This is a genomic window from Enterobacter sp. Li2LvB3 (assembly GCF_056156645.1).
In genome coordinates this window covers 37854-58008 of record NZ_JBSICG010000032.1, presented here as the reverse complement: position 1 = coordinate 58008, position 20155 = coordinate 37854, and the positions used below count along the sequence as shown (strand labels likewise).

Below are 20155 nucleotides of genomic sequence, written 5' to 3'. Positions count from 1 at the left end.
ACGATGGTATCAGCGGTGCCATGCATTACACAGAACAAACCTCTTGGGTATTATTTCTAAAGTTTCTCGATGATTACGAGTCCGAAAAAGAAGATGAAACGATATTGTCCGGCAAAGACTATCAACCCGTACTGGATAAGGAACACCGCTGGACAACCTGGGCTTGCCCAAAAACTGCCGATGGTAAGCTGGATTTGGCGCGTGCTAAAACAGGAGATGACCTGACCGATTATGTGAACAGTCAGCTTTTCCCTTACCTGAAAAGCTTCGCCAACGTAACAGTAAATGGCGTAAACCCAAAATCCTTCACCTACAAAATTGGCGCGATATTTCAATATCTGGATAACAAAGTGGCCTCTGGTCATACCCTGCGCGAAGTGCTGGATATTGTGGATAGTCTGAACTTCCAGTCTGAGTCCGATTTATTCGAGCTCTCATTGGTCTACGAAGGCTTATTGCAAAACATGGGCGATGCTGGTGGCTATGCGGGTGAGTTTTACACTCCTCGCCCTGTAGTGCGAGCTATGGTGCAAGTGATAGACCCCAAGCCCGGTGAGAGCATTTACGACGCGGCGGCAGGTTCATGCGGTTTTTTGGTTGAAGCCTTTGAGCACCTGAAGAGCAAAAAGAATGAACTCTCCACCGAGCAATGGGATTTCATTCAGCGCAATACTTTCTTCGGCTATGAAAAAACCTCGCTGGCCTATGTCATGGGTATGATGAATATGATCCTTCATGGCATCGAATCACCCAATCTGTTCCGTGGTAACACCTTGACCCAGAATATTCGCGATATTCAGGAAAAAGACCGTTACAACATTATTCTGGCCAACCCGCCGTTTGGCGGCAAAGAAAAGTCGCAGATTCAGCAAAACTTCCCCATCCAAAGCAACGCCACCGAGCTGCTGTTTTTACAGCATTTTATGAAGACCCTGAAAAGCGGCGGCAAGGCGGCGGTTGTAGTGCCAGAAGGTGTCTTATTCCAAGCCAACAGTGCATTTAAACAGGTAAAACAAGAGCTGCTTGAAAACTTTAACCTACATACCATTTTAAGTTTGCCTGCTGGGGTTTTTTTGCCGTATTCCGGCGTAAAAACCAACGTGCTGTTTTTTGAACGCAGCGGCTGCACCAGCGATGTTTGGTATTACGAGTGCGAACCAGAGCAAAAACTCACCAAAAACAAACCGATCACCGATGATCACCTGAAAGAGTTTGTTGCGCTTTATAGCAGACGGGAAACCACAGAGAATTCGTGGACGGTTTCAGCCAGCAAGTTGACAGAAGAGTATGATCTATCTGCCAAAAACCCAACCAAACAGAAAGATGCCGAACACTTAGCGCCAAAAGATATCCTTAAGAAAATTCGCACCAAAGAAAAACTGGTATCTGGTCTGCTGGATGAAATTGAAATGCTGCTGGCGGAGAAATAACCATGGAACAGATTGAAGTTAATGTTCCAAACGGCTGGAGTTGGAAAAAATTTGAGGATGTTTGTGTCCTTAAGAGAGGCTATGACCTTCCAACACATGCAAGGTCGGTAGGTAATATTCCTTTATATAGCGCAAACGGTGTCACTGATTACATTGATCAGTTTAAAGTTGAGGGACCTGGAGTTATTACTGGGCGAAGCGGTACGATCGGTAAAGTGCATTTTGTTGAGAGTGATTACTGGCCACTCAATACAGCACTGTATGTGCAGAAGTTCAATGGAAATTATCCACGCTTTATAAAATATTTCCTTGAATTCTTTGATTTAACTCGTTTTTCATCTGGGGCAGCAGTACCTACTCTAAATCGAAACTCTTTTAGTTCAGAGTTGGTATGTACACCAGACAGCATCGATGAACAAAAACGCATCGTCGAAAAACTCGATGCACTACTCACCCGCATCGACACAGCCATTAAGCTTTTAGAGGAAAGTATTGTACAGGCTGATGCTCTATTGAAGAACGGTCTTTCAGAAATATTTAAAACGCTAAAATTAAATCATCAGGTCGTACCTCTATCCTCTGTTGTGATGATAAATAGTGGAATTGCGCTACCAACTGTTTTCAAGAATGGTTTTAGTAATGGTGAAATTCCATTCTTTAAAGTTGCTCAAATGAACAACCATCATGAGAACATGATTGGGCCGGAGATCACATTTAATCAACAGATTTCTAAAGAACATAAAATAAAAATCTTCCCTAAAGGTAGTACACTCATACCTAAAAGGGGAGGTGCCATTTTGACCAACAAAAAAAGGATGTTGTTAGAGGACGCCTCTTATGACAGTAACATCATGGGCCTAAAAGCAGATGAATCCAAAATCAGGGATGATTACCTTTTCGCGTTTATGCGCACTATCGATTTAGCTAATTTCGTCGATGCAAGTACAATTCCACAGGTAAATAACAAACATATTGACCAAATGCAAATTCCATTGGCATGCTTGCTGGAACAAGCCACGACAGTTGAACGAGTAAATTCACTCGTAAAGAAAACTGAGCGATTAAATATTAAGATTCAGAGCCAATTAAAGGATTTGTTTTCTTTGAAGAGTTCGATTCTTGATTCTGCATTTAAAGGCAAGTTATAAATAAATGGAGTGAAAGATGAGTTTACAAACCAACTTGCAAGGTCGCTTACGCAACACCTCTTTACCCAAGAGTCACGGCCTTATGCCAGTATTTGAGGCGGTAGTAAACTCCATTCACTCTATTGAGGAAATGGATGATGCTGTCGACGGAAAAATTGTTCTACGCATTAATCGTGCCACTCAAGACAGTCTGGATTTAGATGCAAAATTGCAACCACCAATTATAGGATTTACTATAACCGATAATGGATGTGGTTTTGACGAAACTAATTTTAAGTCATTTGAAACCCTCGATTCTGACCATAAAATTAACAAAGGGTGTCGGGGTGTTGGCCGCCTGATGTGGCTGAAAGTTTTTGATCTGGTCGAGGTGGAAAGCCATTTTTTCGATATTGATGGTGAGCTTAAAAAGCGCATATTCCGCTTCAACGATAAATCGGGAGTTCATAGTGAAAAAGTTGTAGAAACCACATCTAATAAACCCGGCACCCTTATCAAGCTGGTTGGTTTTGATGAAACTTTTCGAAAACAAGTTCCTGTAAAAGGTCACTCCATAGCCAATCAGCTGCTTGAACATGTGCTCTGGTATTTTGTGCGGCAGGGAAGCGCCCCAAAAATACTTTTAGAAGATGCGAACGAGGTGTTTGACCTTGATCATCTGCTCGAAGAACATATGCATGCCAGCGCATTTCTCGAAACAATTACAATTCGTGACCACCAATTTGAATTAACTCATATCAAATTTCGTGCATCCATTAACAAAAAACACCAGTTAGCACTATGTGCAGCAAATAGACTCGTTAAAGAAGAGTCCATTCAGGGAAAAATTCCAGGCCTATACGGAAAAATTTCTGACATTTCCGGTGAATTTACTTATACCTGCTATGTATCATCCGACTATCTTAACCAGCACGTGCGCAGTGAGCGAACCTCGTTTGATATTGCTGAAGATGTTGAGGACATGCTCAACGAAGTAAGCTTCAAAGATATTAGAGAAGCCGTGTTGATTCGTACCAAAGAGTACCTGCAAGATGTTCTGGCAGAAAACGTGTCGGCTGGCCGCAGACGAGTGGATGATTTTATCGACAATCATGCTCCACGCTATCGCCCCATTGCCAATTATGTTGCAGAAGAATTTTTGATCGTTGACCCAGAAAAATCAGATAAAGAACTGGAGTTACACCTGCATGCTCAGTGGTATGAGGTGGAGCGTCAGTTGGTGAGCGAAGGCCATGACATCATGCTGCCTCAAAATAAGGAGCACGTTGAAGAATATAAAGAACGGTTAGGCGACTATCTACGTAAAGCAGGGGACCTTAAGAAATCAGATCTTGCCAATTACGTTTCACACCGCAAGGTTATTATCGACCTGTTACAAAAATCTATTGAGCGGCTAGAGGACGGAAAGTACGCCCGTGAAGATATGATTCACGAACTAATCATGCCTATGCGCAAGGATTCCGTCGAGGTTTTCCTAGACTCTTGTAACCTGTGGCTAATCGATGAGCGCTTGGCATTTCATAACTATTTGGCTTCTGATAAAACGCTCAATTCGATGCCAATCACCGGCAATGAATCAACCAAAGAGCCAGACTTGCTCAGCCTAAGAGTATTTGATAATCCACTTCTTGTTAACGATCAGATCAGCTTTCCACTTGCAGCCATTACAGTAATCGAAATCAAACGCCCCATGCGTAATGATATGCGAGAAGGTGAAGATAAAGACCCTATTGATCAGGCGCTCAGTTATTTAGAGCGGATACGCGAGGGTAAGGTAACTACAAAATCCGGTCGCCCAATTCCGGGAAATAATGATATACCGGGCTATTGTTATGTGCTTTGTGACCTTACTGAATCCATGCACCGGCGCTGCCGTCGAGCAAATCTACGGATCACATCTGATGGGATGGGCTATTTCGGTTATAACGAACCTTCCCATGCTTATATCGAAGTGATTAGTTTTGACCAATTAGTAAAAGCGGCCAGAGAGCGTAACCGGGCATTCTTCGACAAACTTGGATTGCCTTCCTCTTAGGATTGGTAGGGGGTGAGCAATAGAATTTGCTGAATTGCTAATGTCAAACCGCACTGTTGGTACAGGATTACAAACTCTTGCATCCAGCTTTATTGATATATATTAGCCTTCAGCAATCGATATTTTGAAGCAAAAACTATGAAAAATTGAATTATTGCATTTCCCATAGTTAGATTTAGGCCTGAATTATCAATTTTTCCAAAAAATGACTTCATGCCTGAGCCACACCGCCTATGACTGCAACTTATTGTAATAAGAAAATAAAATGTTAGGTGGAGATCGATGTCGCACAATATCGATCTTTATCAACCACAAAATCAAAAAGACGCTTAGCCATCTTTACGGCCAAGCGTACTTTTATTTAGCTTCCCAACTTTACGAAGTAAATTTTACAGAGCGGAACTATCGCTCTGTCGATTCACTCTATCAATCTTCGAAAAATCAAACGGGCTAACCCCCTTCTCCCGATTCGCATCCAGATAATCTGCCCACCACTGCAGCATCAACCTGCGCTCTCCAAGATGTTCCGCCTTATGAATGTAAGCCGCCCGCACAGAGTTTCGTTCCTGGTGACTCATCTGCCGCTCTACCGCGTCCCTCGACCATAATCCCGATTCAATTAATGAACTACACGCCATCGTCCTGAATCCATGCCCACAGACTTCCGTTTTCGTGTCATAACCCATCACTCTCAGCGCCTTGTTCACCGTGTTCTCACTCATGGGTTTACGCGGATCGTGGTCGCCAACGAAGATCAGGTCACGGTTCCCATTAATGCTTTTGATCTTTTCCAGAATAGCTAAGGCTTGGCGCGACAAAGGAACAAGATGGGGCGTCCGCATCTTTGAACCACGCTGTGAATGTTTAACACCGTCCAGCGGTTCACGCTCACCGGGGATCGTCCACATAGCCGTTTCAAAATCCACTTCTGTCCAGCGGGCAAAACGCAGCTCGCTTGAACGGATGAAAACCAACAAAGTGAGTTCAACCGCCAGTCGGGTTAACGGCCTGCCAGAATAGTGATCGATGCGGTGAAGTAATTCAGGAATGCGATTAAGTTCCAGAGCAGCACGGTGCTGTCTTTTCGCCGTAGCAACTGCACCGGCAATTTCTTGCGCGGGGTTGTAGTCGATTAAACCGCTCTGTACAGCAAAGCGCATAATTGCGGTAGTTCGCTGTTGCAAACGGGCGGCGACTTCAAGGCGTCCGGATGACTCGACTGCTTTGATGGGTACAAGTAGGTCTCGCGTTTTCAGTTCTGCAATGTTCCGCTTACCAATGGCAGCAAAGAGATTATCTTCAAGGCTTTTCAATACACGAGCGCTATGCGATGCAGACCACTTCTGATTGCTGGCGTGCCACTCTCTAGCTACCACTTCAAACGTTATCGCCTCTTGCTCCTTCTCTACCTTACCGGCTTTCTTGTTCTCACTGGGATCGATGCCATTAGCTATTAGCTTACGGGCTTCATCCCTGCGTGCCCTGGCATCCGCCAGCGAGACTTCAGGATATTTCCCCAACGCCAGCATCTTCTCTTTACCGCCAAAGCGATAACGAAGCCGCCAGTATTTCGAGCCATTAGGGTGAACCAACAATACCATGCCTTCGCCGTCAGTCAGCTTATACGCTTTTGCCTCAGGTTTAGCCGAACGAACCTTCACATCACTCAGAGCCATGATGAGTATCCTTTCAAGGGTTCTGTGTGGGTACAAACATTATCGAACCGGAATATACCCGCAGATGTACCCGCATCAGTAAGTTGATGTAGATTGAATCAGGTTGACTTAGGTTGAGTGAAAAAGCGAGGAAAGCCTTGCAGATACTGGATTTCAGGCACAAAAAAAGACGTCCGTTGACGTCTATTGATGTTCCGATGGTGCCGAAGGCCGGACTCGAACCGGCACGTATTTCTACGGTTGATTTTGAATCAACTGCGTCTACCGATTTCGCCACTTCGGCACTGAAGGGGATGCGGAAACGTTGTGGATTATACCTGTCGCGCGCCGCCATGCAAGCAGCGACGCGCTAAACCCACGCTAAGTGCCCAAAAAATCAGCACACTCGTCAATCCAGCTCGGAAACCGCCAGTCGAATCACGCCTGCTGCCTTCGGCTCTGGCAGCTTCAGCACCTTCGCCCACATATCCTGCACCATATCGCACGAAAGCTTCTCCTTGCCCACCGCTTGCTCAGGGGTTTGCAGCAGCTGGATGGCCTCGCCGTATTTGTCGGCAAGTTCCTTCATTATGGGTCGCACATCGGCTACGGCGGCGGCGCGCTCCTCGGGTGTCACAGTGTGGCGGTTTTTCCCATAGGCGGCGCGCATCATGTCGGCATCGGCCTGCATTCGACGCTCCATCATCGGTTTATCGAGCACCCGCATCGGGTTCACGCCGCCCTTCACGCCTGGGTACAAGAACCGGAAGCAGGCATCGTCACTCACCTTCTGGATGGCGGCGGTCTGCTCCATATTGGCCTTCATATACTCCACCACGTTGGCATCCGGGGCGTATTGCAGGCGCGACATTTGCAGGTTAAGGATTTGAGGTTGGATCACATCGATGATGTGCTGTTCAGATTCACCCGCCTTCTGCATGGTGAGGATCTGGTCGCGGATGCGCTTTTGCAGCGCTGGCTCTTGTTCTTTCAGCACCTGCCAGGCGGGCATGGCGTTCAGGGTGGTATCAAGCTGTTGTTCAGGATCTTGCTGCAAGCGCTGCTTATCATAATAGACCCAGAACGCCACAGCGGCCGCCACTACGGCCACCACGACAATACGCATCCACGTTTTTTTCATCTCGATCTCGCATCCTTTTGCAGTGTCGGTTTACACCGGCACGCCACTATGGAAGCGGAACTCGTTGTCCGGTGTCGAGATAAGTGTGGCTTCAATTTCACCAAAAAGCTGTACCCGGGGTGAGATATCGTTGTCGCTCACCTGCTGGGCAAGGGTCAGATAGTCCTGATAATGGCGTGCTTCCGAGCGCAGCAGCGACAGGTAGAACTTCTGCAAATCGTCGTCGAGGAACGGTGCCAGTGCGGCAAAGCGCTCGCAGGAGCGGGCTTCGATATAGGCCCCGCAAATCAGCTTGTCGATAAGCGTCAGCGGTTCGTGAGTGCGCACTTCTTTCAGCATCCCTTTGGCGTAGCGGCTGGCGGTGATTTTGACGTACGGAATATCACGCGCCAGCATCGCCTCGCGCACCTGCCAGAAGTGGTGCAGCTCTTCCTTTATCAGCAGCACCATGCTGTCGATAAGCAACTGGCCCCACGGGTCGTCGGTTTTGGGCATCACGCTTTTGCCAATCTGCTTGTGCAGGGCGATGAAGTCTGGCTCCGGGCCGTCGCGGAAGGTAAAGACTTCGTAGGGTTTAAGCCAGTCGAGCAGCGCGTCGGCACCGCTTTCATCGGCGACATATTTACGCACCAGCAGGAGCGCAGTCTGTGCGGCTTTGAGTTCACACACCATATGGTCGGTCAGCAGCAGCGGCAGGTTGGCCGGGTCGCGGGCTTTATCAATCCATGCTTGCGGGGTCGGGCACTGGAGGAAGTTGAGTACGGGGGCGAGTATCTGCGGGTAATCCATTAGGGTTCCTGAAGCGGCAGCCGAAGCTGCCGCAAAATACAATCAGTGGCGCACGCCATCGTCGTCTTCGTCGATGAAATCTTCGTCATCTTCGTCGCCGTCTTCACCGTTCGGATCTTCGAAGTAGGTTCCCCAGCCGTCGTATTCCACTTCAAACTTCTCGGCCAGGTTCATCAGCTGTTCTACCTGCGCATCAATAAGCTCTGCTTTCAGCGCACCTTCGCTCAGGATATCGCAGCAGATTACGGTGTCGCCCTCTTCCACTTCCAGCTCTTCTGGCTCGGTCACTTCGTAACCCAGTTTGAAGGCTTCAACCGCCAGCTTTTCCAGCGCTTCAAAATCGTCGGCAGAGAAATGGTGCTCGATGGTGTACAGCGCGTCCGGATCGCTGCCGTCTTCCAGCAGTTCCTCAATAATCAGACGCGTCTCTTCGCGTTGCTCTTCTAGTAGTTCCGGGTTTGCCATGGCTCATTCCTCTTTAAAGTGCGGCAGATACTTCTATTTTCACACACGGACGTGTTTGCCTCCACCTTTGTAAGAAAGATTTGTGAAACGGGGTTGCAAATGAATATTCATACATATAAAGTGAATTTTAATTCAATAAGTGGCGTTCGCCATGTGAGGATAAAATGTCTGATCTGTATAAGAAACACTTTCTGAAATTGCTCGACTTTACCCCTGCACAATTCACCTCTCTGCTGACACTTGCCGCACAGCTCAAAGCTGATAAAAAAAATGGCAAGGAAGTACAGAAGCTTACCGGTAAAAACATCGCGCTCATCTTCGAAAAAGACTCAACCCGTACACGATGCTCTTTCGAAGTTGCCGCATTTGACCAGGGCGCGCGCGTCACGTATTTAGGGCCGAGCGGCAGCCAGATTGGGCATAAAGAATCAATTAAAGATACCGCGCGCGTGCTGGGCCGCATGTACGATGGCATTCAGTACCGTGGCCACGGTCAGGAAGTGGTTGAAACCCTGGCGCAGTATGCTGGCGTGCCAGTGTGGAACGGGCTGACCAACGAGTTCCACCCAACTCAGCTGTTAGCCGACCTGCTGACCATGCAGGAGCATCTGCCAGGCAAAGCGTTTAACGAGATGACGCTGGTGTATGCGGGCGATGCGCGTAACAACATGGGCAATTCCATGCTTGAAGCCGCCGCGTTGACCGGGCTGGATCTGCGCCTGGTGGCGCCAAAAGCCTGCTGGCCGGAAGAGAGCCTGGTGGCAGAGTGCAGCGCGCTGGCCGCGAAGAATGGCGGGAAAATCACCCTGACGGAAGATGTGGCGGCAGGTGTGAAAGGCGCTGACTTCATCTATACCGACGTGTGGGTGTCGATGGGCGAGGCAAAAGAGAAGTGGGCGGAGCGTATTGCGCTGCTGCGCAGCTATCAGGTGAACAGCCAGATGATGGCGCTGACCGGCAACCCGGACGTGAAGTTCCTGCACTGTCTGCCTGCATTCCATGACGACCAGACCACGCTCGGCAAGCAGATGGCGAAAGAGTTCGACCTGCACGGTGGGATGGAAGTGACGGACGAGGTGTTTGAGTCGGCGGCGAGTATTGTGTTCGACCAGGCAGAAAACCGGATGCATACCATTAAGGCGGTGATGGTGGCGACGCTTGGGGTGTGATCCTCTGCGGGCTGGTGCCCTCACCCCAGCCCTCTCCCACGGGGAGAGGGAGCAAACATTAAAAAACGACAACAACGTTGTCGTTTTTGTTTTTACCTTGCACGGGGAGAGGGAGCAAACATTAAAAAACGACAACAGCGTTGTCGTTTTTGCTTTTACCTTGCACGGGGAGAGGGAGCAAACCCGTTTCAGTTAATCAGCATCTTCACCACGACCTTGCGCACCTGCGCAGGCTTGCCCACTGCGCACAGCGGCTTGTGCACTTCTCCCGGGTAAAACACCACAAAATCCCCTTCGCTTAACACCACGGTTTTCTCCTGCTCGCCTTCTGGCAGGAACGCGATGTCTTTATCCGCCAGCCAGTCGGTATCCGGCGTGCCGTGCGGCAGGGCGCTGAAGGTCATCCCTTCCTGGCCTTTCATGATTATCTGGATATCCAGATAGCGCGCGTGATACTCCGCGCGGCGCTCAGCAAACGGCTGAGTCATGTCTTCAGATACCAGGTAAAACAGGTTGTTACCGTTAATATCGTGCTTGCCGAGCGGGGTGGCATCGGTGACATGCGCTTTGATGTGTTCAATGGCCTGACGCAGTTCTTGCGGCAGCCAGGACTGTAAATGGTGGATGTTGCCAACAATCATGATCTAACCCTTAATATAAAACATCGTTTCATTTTATCTTTTATACGAGAATTCCCACTGCCATACCACCACTTTTTAGAAGAGATTTGCGAGAACGCATGTTTATCGGGAAATCTGTTAATTGCCTGTTAACCGGCCACAGGAAAAAATGCAGTCGTTATGCATAACCTCAGAACAAGGGCTTTACGTGCATAAACCCAACCTGTTGATTACGAAAACCTAATCACAAAAACCACTCCTGCCTCACATTTCACCATTTTGATAATTTGCAGAATCAACAAATAAATATTTATTGATTTTCCTTAAGTCAAAAATAATTAATGCGTGTTTTTGCATAGCCATTCCATCATGAAAATTTAATGCTTTTAAATCAACGTGATAACCAGATATTTCAAAGCGTTAAATTCTACAAGTTAATAACAAATACAAATAAGACCGAAGAATATCGCGTAGTTATTCATCTCTGGATAATGTCTATTTAGTCATTATCTGATACGCATCATGCAAATAAAAACAAACGCATAAATACCCCATTCAGCGTGAGCAACATCACAATATGAAATAACAAGTCGCCTAGTATGAGCCGTGAAATCAATTGAGCTTATCCGCCATGTAAATAACTGCATGGCCCAGCCCTTTTTATTCTGAAAAACAGTTAAAGGAATAATTATGGAAAAGCATTACGTCGGTTCTGAAATTGGTCAATTGCGCAGTGTTATGCTGCATCGCCCTAATTTAAGTTTAAAACGCTTAACCCCTTCGAATTGCCAGGAATTATTATTCGATGATGTGTTATCCGTTGAACGTGCGGGTGAAGAACATGACATATTCGCAAACACGCTGCGCGAGCAGGGTGTGGAAGTCCTGCTGTTAACCGACCTTCTGACACAAACCCTTGATATTGCAGACGCCAAAGCCTGGCTGCTGGAAACCCAAATCTCTGACTATCGCCTGGGGCCAACCTTTGCGGGTGATGTCCGCGGCTGGCTGGCCGATATGCCGCATCGCGAGCTGGCACGCCGGTTAAGCGGTGGATTAACCTACGGTGAAATTCCGGCGGCAATTAAAAATATGGTTGTCGATACCCACACGGCAAATGATTTTATTATGAAGCCGCTGCCAAACCATTTATTTACCCGCGATACCTCCTGCTGGATATATAACGGTGTGTCCATTAACCCAATGGCCAAACCCGCCCGCCAGCGTGAAACCAATAACCTTCGTGCTATATATCGCTGGCATCCTGCTTTTGCCGATGGTGATTTTATTAAGTACTTCGGTGACGACAATATTAATTACGACCACGCAACATTAGAGGGCGGCGATGTATTAGTGATTGGCCGTGGCGCGGTATTAATCGGTATGTCTGAACGCACCACCCCGCAGGGCGTGGAGTTCCTTGCCAACAGTCTGTTCAAACACCGCCAGGCCGAACGCGTGATCGCCGTTGAGCTGCCAAAACACCGCTCCTGTATGCACCTTGACACGGTGATGACCCACATCGATGTCGACACCTTCTCCGTCTACCCGGAAGTGGTGCGCAAAGACGCCCAGTGCTGGACGCTCACGCCGGATGGACGCGGCGGCCTGCTGCGCACTCAGGAAACCGACCTGCTCCACGCCATCGAAAAAGCGCTCGGCATCAACCACGTGCGCCTGATCACCACCGGTGGCGATGCCTTTGAAGCCGAACGCGAACAGTGGAACGACGCCAACAACGTGCTGACCATCCGCCCGGGCGTGGTGATTGGCTACGAGCGCAACATCTGGACCAACGAGAAGTACGACAAGGCCGGGATCACCGTGTTACCGATCCCTGGCGACGAACTGGGGCGTGGCCGTGGCGGCGCGCGTTGCATGAGCTGCCCGCTGGAACGCGACGGAATTTAAAGGAGCCATCATGGAAAGAAGACCCACTCTGGTCGTCGCGCTTGGCGGTAACGCGTTGCTCAAACGCGGTGAACCGCTGGAAGCGGAGATCCAGCGCCAGAACATCGAGCTGGCGGCCCGCACCATCGCCGGGCTTACCGAGCAGTGGCGCGTGGTGCTGGTGCACGGCAACGGGCCGCAGGTCGGGCTGCTGGCGTTGCAAAACAGCGCGTATGACAAAGTCACCCCCTACCCGCTCGACATCCTCGGAGCCGAAAGCCAGGGGATGATCGGCTACATGCTCCAGCAAGCGCTGAAAAACAATCTGCCTCAGCGTGAAGTAAGCGTGCTGCTCACCCAGGTGGAAGTGGATGCTGCCGACCCTGCATTTACTCACCCGACCAAGTACATCGGCCCGGTCTACAGCGAAGAACAAGCCAGCGCGCTGGCAGCGGAAAAAGGCTGGGTATTTAAGGCCGATGGCCGCTACTTCCGCCGCGTAGTGCCTTCCCCGCAGCCGAAACGCATTGTGGAAAGCGATGCCATTACCGCGCTTATCCAGCGCGATCACCTGGTGATTTGTAACGGTGGCGGCGGGGTTCCGGTGGTGGAAAACGCCAACGGCTACCACGGCATTGAAGCGGTTATCGACAAAGATCTGTCCGCTGCGCTGCTGGCACGCCAGATAGAGGCAGATGCCCTGCTGATCCTGACCGATGCCGATGCGGTGTATCTCGACTGGGGCAAACCCACCCAGCGACCGCTGGCACAGGTCACGCCGGAACTGCTCAGAGAGATGCAGTTCGACGCCGGCTCGATGGGGCCGAAAGTGGCCGCCTGCCGCGAGTTTGTTGAGGCCTGCAACGGCATTGCCGGGATCGGCGCGCTGGCCGACGGCGCGGAGATCCTGGCGGGCGAGAAAGGCACGTTGATTCGTAATTGAGCACCCGTTTCCCCTCACCCTAACCCTCTCCCGGAGGGAGAGGGAATGTAAGCCCCCCTCTCTCCGTGGGAGAGGGCCGGGGTGAGGGCATCAGACAGCTAACGATTTAAAAAGGATTTACCCATGACCATCAACCTGAAAAACCGCAATTTCCTCAAACTGCTGGACTACACCCCGGCAGAGATCCAGTACCTGATCGACCTCGCCATTGACCTGAAAGCCGCCAAAAAAGCCGGACGCGAAAAGCAAACCCTGGTCGGCAAAAACATCGCGCTGATTTTTGAAAAAACCTCCACCCGCACGCGCTGCGCCTTTGAAGTGGGCGCGTTCGACCAGGGCGCGCAGGTGACCTATCTCGGCCCAAGCGGTTCGCAGATTGGCCATAAAGAGTCGATGAAAGACACCGCCCGCGTGCTGGGCCGTATGTACGACGGCATCGAGTATCGCGGCTACGGCCAGGCGATTGTTGAGGAGCTTGGCGAGTATGCGGGCGTGCCGGTCTGGAACGGCCTGACCGATGAATTCCACCCGACCCAAATTCTTGCCGACCTGATGACCATGCTCGAGCACGCGCCGGGCAAAACCCTGCCAGAGCTGAGCTTTGCCTACCTGGGTGATGCACGCAACAACATGGGCAATTCACTGATGGTTGGCGCCGCCAAAATGGGCATGGATATCCGCCTTGTGGCGCCGAAATCCTTCTGGCCAGAAGCCGGGCTGGTTGAGCAGTGCCGCGCCATCGCCAAAGAAACGGGCGCACGCATCACCCTGACAGACGACGTAGAAGAAGGCGTTCACGGCACCGATTTCCTCTACACCGACGTGTGGGTATCGATGGGCGAGCCGAAGGAAGCCTGGGCCGAGCGCGTCAGCCTGATGACGCCGTACCAGATCAACGCAAGGGTGATGAAAGCCACCGGCAACCCGGACGTCAAGTTCATGCACTGCCTGCCTGCGTTCCATAACGAGCACACCAAAGTGGGTCGCGAAATCGAAATGGCCTACGGCCTGAAAGGGCTGGAAGTGACGGAAGAGGTCTTTGAATCACCGAACTCTATCGTCTTCGACGAAGCCGAAAACCGGATGCACACCATTAAAGCGGTCATGGTGGCAACACTCGGCGACTAATCACCGCCCGGCGTGCCACGGGGTGCGCCGGGTTTCAGGAGAACATCATGGGCAAATTCAGGTTTCCCTCTGCTTACACCATTCTCTTCTTTCTGATTGCCGTTGTGGCCGCGCTGAGCTGGGTTGTTCCGGCCGGTCAGTACCAGATGGCAATGAACGCGACCCTCGGCAAAGAAGTGCCCATTGCCGGAACTTACGCCCACGTTGCCGCACATCCGCAGGGCATTATTTCGGTGCTGATGGCTCCTATCGCCGGGCTGTACGATCCCGAGTCTGGTCAGGCGGGTGCGATCGACGTGGCATTGTTCATTCTGATCATCGGGGGGTTTCTGGGGATCGTCACCAAAACCGGGGCCATTGATGCCGGGATCGAGCGTGTCACCACCCGCCTGCGGGGTCGCGAAGAGTGGATGATCCCGATCCTGATGGCGCTGTTTGCCGCAGGTGGCACGATTTACGGTATGGCCGAGGAGTCTCTACCGTTCTACACGCTGCTGGTGCCGGTGATGCTGGCTGCCCGTTTTGATCCGGTGGTGGCGGCGTCTACCGTGCTGCTTGGCGCCGGGATCGGCACGCTCGGCTCCACCATCAACCCGTTTGCCACGGTGATCGCCGCCAACGCCGCCGGGATCCCCTTTACCAACGGTATCGCCCTGCGCGTGGCGCTACTGGTGATTGGCTGGGTCATCTGCGTGGCGTGGGTAATGCGTTACGCCCGTAAAGTGCGCAAGGATCCGTCTCTCTCTATCGTTGCAGACAAGCAGGAAGAAAACCTCGCCCATTTCCTCGGCAACAAAGGCGAACAGTCGCTGGAATTTACCCCGGTGCGCAAAATCATCCTCGTGATTTTCGCCCTCGCCTTCGCGGTGATGATTTACGGCGTGGCGGTGCTTGGCTGGTGGATGGCGGAGATCTCCGCGGTGTTCCTCGCCAGCGCGATCATCGTCGGGCTTATCGCCCGCATGAGCGAAGAAGAACTTACCTCAACCTTTATCAACGGCGCGCGGGATTTGCTGGGTGTCGCGCTGATTATCGGTATTGCGCGCGGTATCGTAGTGATAATGGATAAGGGCATGATTACCCACACCATTTTGCACAGCGCTGAAGGGCTGGTGAGCGGTTTGCCGACCGTCGCATTTATCAACGTGATGTACTGGCTGGAGGTGGTGTTGTCGTTTCTTGTGCCTTCTTCATCCGGCCTGGCCGTTCTGACGATGCCGATCATGGCACCGCTTGCCGATTTCGCTAACGTCAACCGCGACCTGGTGGTGACGGCTTATCAGTCGGCTTCCGGCATCGTTAACCTGGTCACGCCGACCTCTGCCGTCGTGATGGGCGGGCTGGCGATCGCCCGCGTCCCCTACGTGCGTTACCTGAAGTGGGTTGCCCCTTTGCTGGCGGTCCTGACGGTGGTGATTATGGTGGCGTTGAGCCTCGGGGCGTTGTTGTGATCTTTTGACGTTGTAGGCCCGGTAAGCGTAACGCCACCGGGCGTTTTGTTTCAGCCAATTACATGGGATTAAGTTATGACGGAATATGGTGATTACTCTCCAAAGGAACAGCTACAGCTGACAGTGTGTCAGCGTCTGATTACCGAAAAGAGTTATCTCTCCCAGGAAGAAATTCGCCGCGACTTACAGGAGCGGGGGTTTGACAGCATCAGTCAGTCCACCGTTTCACGTCTGCTCAAGTTGCTCGGTGTCATAAAAATTCGAAATGCCAAAGGGCTAAAGATTTATTCGTTGAATCACCAGTTACGCCCGGCGCCCGATGCCGCTCGTACGGTTTCCGAAATGGTGGTCAGCGTGGAGCATAATAGCGAATTTATCCTTATCCACACCGTTGCCGGATATGGCCGCGCGGTGGCGCGTATTCTGGATTATCACCAGTTACCGGAAATTTTAGGCGTGGTTGCCGGAAGCAGTATTGTCTGGGTTGCGCCACGCGTGGTGAAGCGCACTGCCCTGGTACACAAACAAGTTAATTATTTACTCAGAACGAATTAATATTCACAAAGAACCGTTTGCATTGAGTAAAATGTGCATTAAATCGCTTGATCCGAAAATCGGGGTGCGTATAATGCCCGACAATTTGCCGGGAGGAAGCATGGTCAAGCGTGTACGACATAACGTCTTACCGCGTCTGAAATCAGACGCTGGCCTGCCGTTTTTCTTCCCGTTGCTAAACCTATTCCCAGAGCCCCTCATTTGAGGGGCTTTTTTTTGCCCGGCGTCAGGAGATAAACATGAATCCGCTTTATCAAAAACACATCATTTCCATAAACGACCTCAGCCGCGAAGAGCTGGAACTGGTTCTGGAAACCGCGGCAAAACTGAAGGCGAATCCGCAACCGGAGCTGCTTAAACACAAAGTCATTGCGAGCTGCTTCTTCGAAGCCTCTACCCGTACGCGCCTCTCCTTTGAAACCTCCATGCACCGCCTGGGCGCAAGCGTGGTGGGCTTCTCAGACAGCAGCAACACGTCGCTGGGTAAAAAAGGCGAAACGCTGGCGGACACGATTTCAGTTATCAGCACCTACGTTGACGCCATCGTGATGCGTCATCCGCAGGAAGGCGCCGCCCGTCTGGCGACCGAGTTTTCCGGTGGCATTCCGGTACTGAATGCCGGGGACGGCGCGAATCAGCACCCGACGCAAACGCTGCTGGATCTGTTCACCATTCAGGAAACCCAGGGCAGCCTGGAAAACCTGAACATCGCCATGGTCGGTGACCTGAAATATGGCCGTACCGTCCACTCCCTGACCCAGGCGCTGGCGAAATTTAACGGTAACCGCTTCTACTTTATCGCCCCGGACGCGCTGGCGATGCCGCAGTACATCCTCGATATGCTGGACGAAAAAGGCATTCAGTGGAGCCTACACGCCAGCATCGAAGAGGTGATGAGCAGCGTGGATATTCTGTATATGACCCGCGTGCAGAAAGAGCGCCTGGATCCCTCCGAATACGCCAACGTGAAGGCGCAGTTTGTGCTGCGCGCCAGCGACCTCGAGGGCGCGCGCGACAACATGAAGGTGCTGCATCCGCTGCCGCGTATCGATGAGATCACAACAGACGTTGATAAGACGCCACACGCCTGGTACTTCCAGCAGGCCGGGAACGGCATCTTCGCTCGCCAGGCGTTACTGGCACTGGTTCTGAATCGCGAATTAGCTCTGTAAGGGGAAATGACAATGACACACGATAACAAACTTCAGGTTGAAGCCATCAAACGTGGCACCGTGATTGACCACATCCCTGCGCAGGTGGGCTTTAAGCTGCTGACCCTGTTCAAACTGACCGAAACCGACCAGCGCATCACCATCGGTCTGAACCTGCCGTCTGGCGAAATGGGCCGCAAAGATCTGATCAAAATTGAGAATACGTTCCTGACCGACGAGCAGGTAAACCAGCTGTCGCTGTACGCACCGGACGCCACCGTAAACCGTATCGACGATTATGACGTAGTGGGTAAATCACGCCCAAGCCTGCCGGATCGTATCGAAAGCGTGCTGGTCTGCCCGAACAGCAACTGCATCAGCCATGCTGAGCCTGTTTCTTCCAGTTTTGCAGTGAAAAAACGCGCTGATGACATCGCACTCAAATGCAAATACTGCGAAAAAGAGTTTTCTCATTATGTGGTGCTGGCCAACTAATTGAGGTTGGTAATGAAATCCCGGCTGTTATAATGGCCGGGACTCTTAAATCAGCTGTTATTCTGGAGAAATCATGACCAAAGTACTCGCGACGGAAAATGCACCAGCGGCTATCGGCCCATACGTTCAGGGCGTTGATCTGGGTAGCATGATTATTACCTCAGGCCAGATCCCGGTTAACCCGAAAACCGGCGCCGTGCCGGAAGACGTGGCCGCGCAGGCACGTCAGTCACTGGAAAACGTGCAGGCTATCGTTGAATCCGCAGGTCTGAAAGTGGGCGATATCGTGAAAACCACGGTATTCGTGAAAGACCTGAACGATTTCGCGACCGTAAACGCGACCTACGAAGCATTCTTCACCGAACACAATGCCACCTTCCCGGCGCGCTCTTGCGTTGAAGTGGCGCGTCTGCCGAAAGACGTGAAAATTGAAATCGAAGCGATTGCAGTACGTCGTTAATTTATTTCAATTAATAATGGGCGGCTCCGGCTGTCCATTTTTTTTGGATATTTTTCCTCTCGCCGCAGCATGACATCCCCCTCCTCCCATTAATAACATCAGATGCTTATCTATTATTAATGGACTAAAAATGAAACCTTCAAAAATTGCGTTGGCGGTGGCGACACTGACCATTGCCTCATCCGCTTTCGCTCACGGTTATATTGAATCCCCGGCCAGCCGCGCCTATATGTGTAAGCTCGGTCAAAATATTGATTGTGGTTCCGTGCAATATGAACCGCAGAGCGTGGAAAAAACCTCCGGCTTCCCTGCGGGCGCATTGCCGCCAGACGGACAGCTCGCCAGCGCCGGCATTGCCAACTACTCACAGCTTGATAAACAGAGCCTGAATGCCTGGACTAAAACGCCGATGACCGCAGGCCCGCATGAGTTTGTCTGGTATCACACCGCGCCGCACAAAACCACCAACTGGCGTTATTATATGACCAAACAGAATTGGGATCCAAATAAGCCGCTGACTCGCGATCAATTTGAATCAACCCCATTCTGTACTATCAACGGTAATAACCAGGCACCGGCTGCACGTCAGAGTATGAATTGTAATGTACCTGAACGTACCGGTTACCAGGTTATTTATGGCGTATGGGAAATTGCTGATACAACAAACAGTTTCTATCAGGCTATTGACGTTGATTTCGGTAATGACGGTACGGTCAAACCCGACGAAACACCAGCAGTAGTTTCCGAATGGAGCACCACGCTGAGCGGCCAGATCACGGGGAATAACCTGAATGCTGGCGACAAAGTGATTGCTCGCTTCTTTGACGCTCACGGTGAAGTGACCGCCATGCGCACAGAGATGACCATCGCCTCTGCCGAACAGGGTGACGCGAACCAGTGGTCTTACGATCTGGCGCAGAAGCTTAACACCGCGCAGAGCGCGATTCGCGTAGGGGTAAAAGATGCCTCCGGTGAAATCAGCCCGATCCATGGAGCCAACAGCATCTTCGTCAAAGAGGGGAGCACGTTAAAATCGGTAGCGATTTCCTACGAAGAACAGAAAGCGCAGGTTAATGAAACCATTGCGGTATCTGGCCTTCAGTACAGCAAAATCGAGCAGGGTAATGCCACGGTCTCCTTCCATCTGAACACCCACGGTAACGTGGATTTTGAAGCCCATGTGATGAATCATAACGGCGCGGAGAAAGGCTATCTGAAGCAGGAGATGAACAACGTGAATCAGGACGTTACCATGACCCTGACCAACGTTGAGCCGGGCCACCACATGCTGAAATACTACGCAACTAATCAGGACGGCACCCTGTTTGCGCAGGATGTCCTGAACCTGATGCTGGAAGAGGATGCAGCAACCGGAAATACGGGCCATTACGACTTTAGTTTCCCGGCGAACATCGCCGCCTATAAAGCGGGCACGGTAGTGTTGCAGCCAAAAGACGGTAAGACCTATGAGTGTAAGCCATTCCCGTACAGCGGCTACTGCGTGCAGTGGAGTCAGTATGCGAATCAGTATGAGCCTGGCGTAGGTTCACACTGGAAAGAGGCGTGGGTTCTTAAGCACTGAGTCGTCTGATCCCCTCACCCCGGCCCTCTCCCACAGGGAGAGGGTGTA

The 20155-nt window shown here is 51.1% G+C and carries 20 protein-coding genes, 1 tRNA gene and 1 pseudogene; 15 read left to right on the top strand and 7 right to left on the bottom strand.

What is annotated here, in order from left to right:
* The 3 genes from ACS603_RS21305 to ACS603_RS21295 all read left to right on the top strand — a co-directional run.
* Nucleotides 1-1430, top strand: a 1430-nt coding sequence (locus tag ACS603_RS21305; RefSeq protein ID WP_474944904.1) for a class I SAM-dependent DNA methyltransferase, incomplete at its 5' end; no start/stop codon positions are given.
* Between the two features lie 2 nt (nt 1431-1432).
* Entirely contained in the window at nt 1433-2578 is a 1146-nt protein-coding gene (locus ACS603_RS21300; RefSeq protein WP_474944903.1) for a restriction endonuclease subunit S, read from the top strand.
* 16 nt (nt 2579-2594) lie between these two features.
* A complete protein-coding gene (locus tag ACS603_RS21295) occupies nt 2595-4613 on the top strand; it encodes an ATP-binding protein (RefSeq protein WP_474944902.1) in 2019 nt (672 codons plus the stop codon).
* A 389-nt stretch (nt 4614-5002) separates the two neighbouring features.
* Here the strand turns inward: ACS603_RS21295 and ACS603_RS21290 are convergent, their stop codons facing one another.
* The 5 genes from ACS603_RS21290 to rraB form a co-directional block, all read right to left on the bottom strand.
* Nucleotides 5003-6289, bottom strand: a complete 1287-nt coding sequence (locus ACS603_RS21290) for a tyrosine-type recombinase/integrase (protein WP_474944901.1) — start codon at nt 6287-6289, stop codon at nt 5003-5005.
* 198 nt (nt 6290-6487) lie between these two features.
* Nucleotides 6488-6572, bottom strand: a tRNA-Leu gene (locus ACS603_RS21285).
* A 105-nt stretch (nt 6573-6677) separates the two neighbouring features.
* Entirely contained in the window at nt 6678-7409 is a 732-nt protein-coding gene (locus tag ACS603_RS21280; RefSeq protein ID WP_474944900.1) for a topoisomerase II, read from the bottom strand.
* A 30-nt stretch (nt 7410-7439) separates the two neighbouring features.
* Nucleotides 7440-8198, bottom strand: a complete 759-nt coding sequence (miaE, locus tag ACS603_RS21275) for a tRNA isopentenyl-2-thiomethyl-A-37 hydroxylase MiaE (protein WP_182059400.1) — start codon at nt 8196-8198, stop codon at nt 7440-7442.
* 42 nt (nt 8199-8240) lie between these two features.
* A complete protein-coding gene (rraB, locus tag ACS603_RS21270; RefSeq protein ID WP_182059399.1) occupies nt 8241-8663 on the bottom strand; it encodes a ribonuclease E inhibitor RraB in 423 nt (140 codons plus the stop codon).
* A 99-nt stretch (nt 8664-8762) separates the two neighbouring features.
* Here rraB and argL point away from each other — a divergent pair, with 99 nt between their 5' ends.
* Both argL and argF (ACS603_RS21260) read left to right on the top strand, forming a co-directional pair.
* Entirely contained in the window at nt 8763-8858 is a 96-nt protein-coding gene (gene argL / locus ACS603_RS21265) for a putative translational regulatory protein ArgL (protein ID WP_217188093.1), read from the top strand.
* Nucleotides 8828-9832, top strand: a complete 1005-nt coding sequence (gene argF / locus ACS603_RS21260; protein WP_315687716.1) for an ornithine carbamoyltransferase — start codon at nt 8828-8830, stop codon at nt 9830-9832. The genes argL and argF (ACS603_RS21260) overlap by 31 nt, the downstream gene beginning before the upstream one ends.
* Before the next feature lie 188 nt (nt 9833-10020).
* Here argF (ACS603_RS21260) and ACS603_RS21255 read toward each other — a convergent pair whose 3' ends face one another.
* Nucleotides 10021-10473: a YhcH/YjgK/YiaL family protein gene (locus ACS603_RS21255; RefSeq protein ID WP_474944899.1), complete on the bottom strand. Its 453-nt coding sequence runs from the start codon at nt 10471-10473 to the stop codon at nt 10021-10023.
* Between the two features lie 669 nt (nt 10474-11142).
* Between ACS603_RS21255 and arcA the strand changes: the two genes are divergently transcribed.
* From arcA to ACS603_RS21230, 5 genes are all read left to right on the top strand, one after another.
* On the top strand, nt 11143-12363 hold the full coding sequence (gene arcA, locus ACS603_RS21250; RefSeq protein WP_315687711.1) for an arginine deiminase: 1221 nt from the start codon (nt 11143-11145) through the stop codon (nt 12361-12363).
* A 10-nt stretch (nt 12364-12373) separates the two neighbouring features.
* The gene (locus tag ACS603_RS21245; protein WP_474944898.1) at nt 12374-13285 is read left to right on the top strand and encodes a carbamate kinase; all 912 of its coding nucleotides are present in this window, start codon (nt 12374-12376) and stop codon (nt 13283-13285) included.
* Between the two features lie 123 nt (nt 13286-13408).
* Entirely contained in the window at nt 13409-14413 is a 1005-nt protein-coding gene (gene argF, locus ACS603_RS21240) for an ornithine carbamoyltransferase (protein WP_474944897.1), read from the top strand.
* A 47-nt stretch (nt 14414-14460) separates the two neighbouring features.
* Nucleotides 14461-15864 (top strand): YfcC family protein, encoded by a 1404-nt coding sequence (locus tag ACS603_RS21235; RefSeq protein ID WP_474944896.1) that lies wholly within the window; start codon nt 14461-14463, stop codon nt 15862-15864.
* A 75-nt stretch (nt 15865-15939) separates the two neighbouring features.
* On the top strand, nt 15940-16419 hold the full coding sequence (locus tag ACS603_RS21230) for an arginine repressor (protein ID WP_474944895.1): 480 nt from the start codon (nt 15940-15942) through the stop codon (nt 16417-16419).
* A gap of 3 nt (nt 16420-16422) precedes the next feature.
* Here the strand turns inward: ACS603_RS21230 and ACS603_RS21225 are convergent.
* Nucleotides 16423-16540, bottom strand: a pseudogene (locus tag ACS603_RS21225) (hypothetical protein).
* Between ACS603_RS21225 and ACS603_RS21220 the strand changes: the two are divergent.
* The 5 genes from ACS603_RS21220 (at nt 16520) to gbpA (ending at nt 20107) form a co-directional block, all read left to right on the top strand.
* Nucleotides 16520-16624 carry a pyrBI operon leader peptide gene (locus ACS603_RS21220; protein WP_022646880.1) on the top strand — a complete coding sequence of 35 codons (105 nt, stop codon included), beginning with the start codon at nt 16520-16522 and terminating at the stop codon, nt 16622-16624. The pseudogene ACS603_RS21225 and the gene ACS603_RS21220 overlap by 21 nt on opposite strands.
* A 34-nt stretch (nt 16625-16658) precedes the next feature.
* Entirely contained in the window at nt 16659-17591 is a 933-nt protein-coding gene (gene pyrB / locus ACS603_RS21215; RefSeq protein WP_315687709.1) for an aspartate carbamoyltransferase, read from the top strand.
* Nucleotides 17592-17603: 12 nt separating this feature from the next.
* A complete protein-coding gene (gene pyrI, locus ACS603_RS21210) occupies nt 17604-18065 on the top strand; it encodes an aspartate carbamoyltransferase regulatory subunit (RefSeq protein WP_221551556.1) in 462 nt (153 codons plus the stop codon).
* A 73-nt stretch (nt 18066-18138) separates the two neighbouring features.
* Nucleotides 18139-18525, top strand: a complete 387-nt coding sequence (ridA, locus tag ACS603_RS21205; protein ID WP_014068687.1) for a 2-iminobutanoate/2-iminopropanoate deaminase — start codon at nt 18139-18141, stop codon at nt 18523-18525.
* Between the two features lie 130 nt (nt 18526-18655).
* Entirely contained in the window at nt 18656-20107 is a 1452-nt protein-coding gene (gene gbpA / locus ACS603_RS21200; RefSeq protein ID WP_182059391.1) for an N-acetylglucosamine-binding protein GbpA, read from the top strand.
* Nucleotides 20108-20155: the final 48 nt, after the last annotated feature.

Coding starts and splice junctions, on each gene's coding strand:
- argF (WP_315687716.1), top strand. CDS start 8,828: ATGTCTGATCTGTATAAGAAACACTTTCTGAAATTGCTCGACTTTACC.
- ACS603_RS21230 (WP_474944895.1), top strand. CDS start 15,940: ATGACGGAATATGGTGATTACTCTCCAAAGGAACAGCTACAGCTGACA.
- rraB (WP_182059399.1), bottom strand. CDS start 8,663: ATGGCAAACCCGGAACTACTAGAAGAGCAACGCGAAGAGACGCGTCTG.
- pyrI (WP_221551556.1), top strand. CDS start 17,604: ATGACACACGATAACAAACTTCAGGTTGAAGCCATCAAACGTGGCACC.
- ACS603_RS21280 (WP_474944900.1), bottom strand. CDS start 7,409: ATGAAAAAAACGTGGATGCGTATTGTCGTGGTGGCCGTAGTGGCGGCC.
- ACS603_RS21255 (WP_474944899.1), bottom strand. CDS start 10,473: ATGATTGTTGGCAACATCCACCATTTACAGTCCTGGCTGCCGCAAGAA.
- pyrB (WP_315687709.1), top strand. CDS start 16,659: ATGAATCCGCTTTATCAAAAACACATCATTTCCATAAACGACCTCAGC.
- ACS603_RS21300 (WP_474944903.1), top strand. CDS start 1,433: ATGGAACAGATTGAAGTTAATGTTCCAAACGGCTGGAGTTGGAAAAAA.
- ACS603_RS21290 (WP_474944901.1), bottom strand. CDS start 6,289: ATGGCTCTGAGTGATGTGAAGGTTCGTTCGGCTAAACCTGAGGCAAAA.
- ACS603_RS21295 (WP_474944902.1), top strand. CDS start 2,595: ATGAGTTTACAAACCAACTTGCAAGGTCGCTTACGCAACACCTCTTTA.
- argF (WP_474944897.1), top strand. CDS start 13,409: ATGACCATCAACCTGAAAAACCGCAATTTCCTCAAACTGCTGGACTAC.
- ACS603_RS21245 (WP_474944898.1), top strand. CDS start 12,374: ATGGAAAGAAGACCCACTCTGGTCGTCGCGCTTGGCGGTAACGCGTTG.
- miaE (WP_182059400.1), bottom strand. CDS start 8,198: ATGGATTACCCGCAGATACTCGCCCCCGTACTCAACTTCCTCCAGTGC.
- arcA (WP_315687711.1), top strand. CDS start 11,143: ATGGAAAAGCATTACGTCGGTTCTGAAATTGGTCAATTGCGCAGTGTT.
- gbpA (WP_182059391.1), top strand. CDS start 18,656: ATGAAACCTTCAAAAATTGCGTTGGCGGTGGCGACACTGACCATTGCC.
- argL (WP_217188093.1), top strand. CDS start 8,763: ATGAATATTCATACATATAAAGTGAATTTTAATTCAATAAGTGGCGTT.
- ridA (WP_014068687.1), top strand. CDS start 18,139: ATGACCAAAGTACTCGCGACGGAAAATGCACCAGCGGCTATCGGCCCA.
- ACS603_RS21235 (WP_474944896.1), top strand. CDS start 14,461: ATGGGCAAATTCAGGTTTCCCTCTGCTTACACCATTCTCTTCTTTCTG.
- ACS603_RS21220 (WP_022646880.1), top strand. CDS start 16,520: ATGGTCAAGCGTGTACGACATAACGTCTTACCGCGTCTGAAATCAGAC.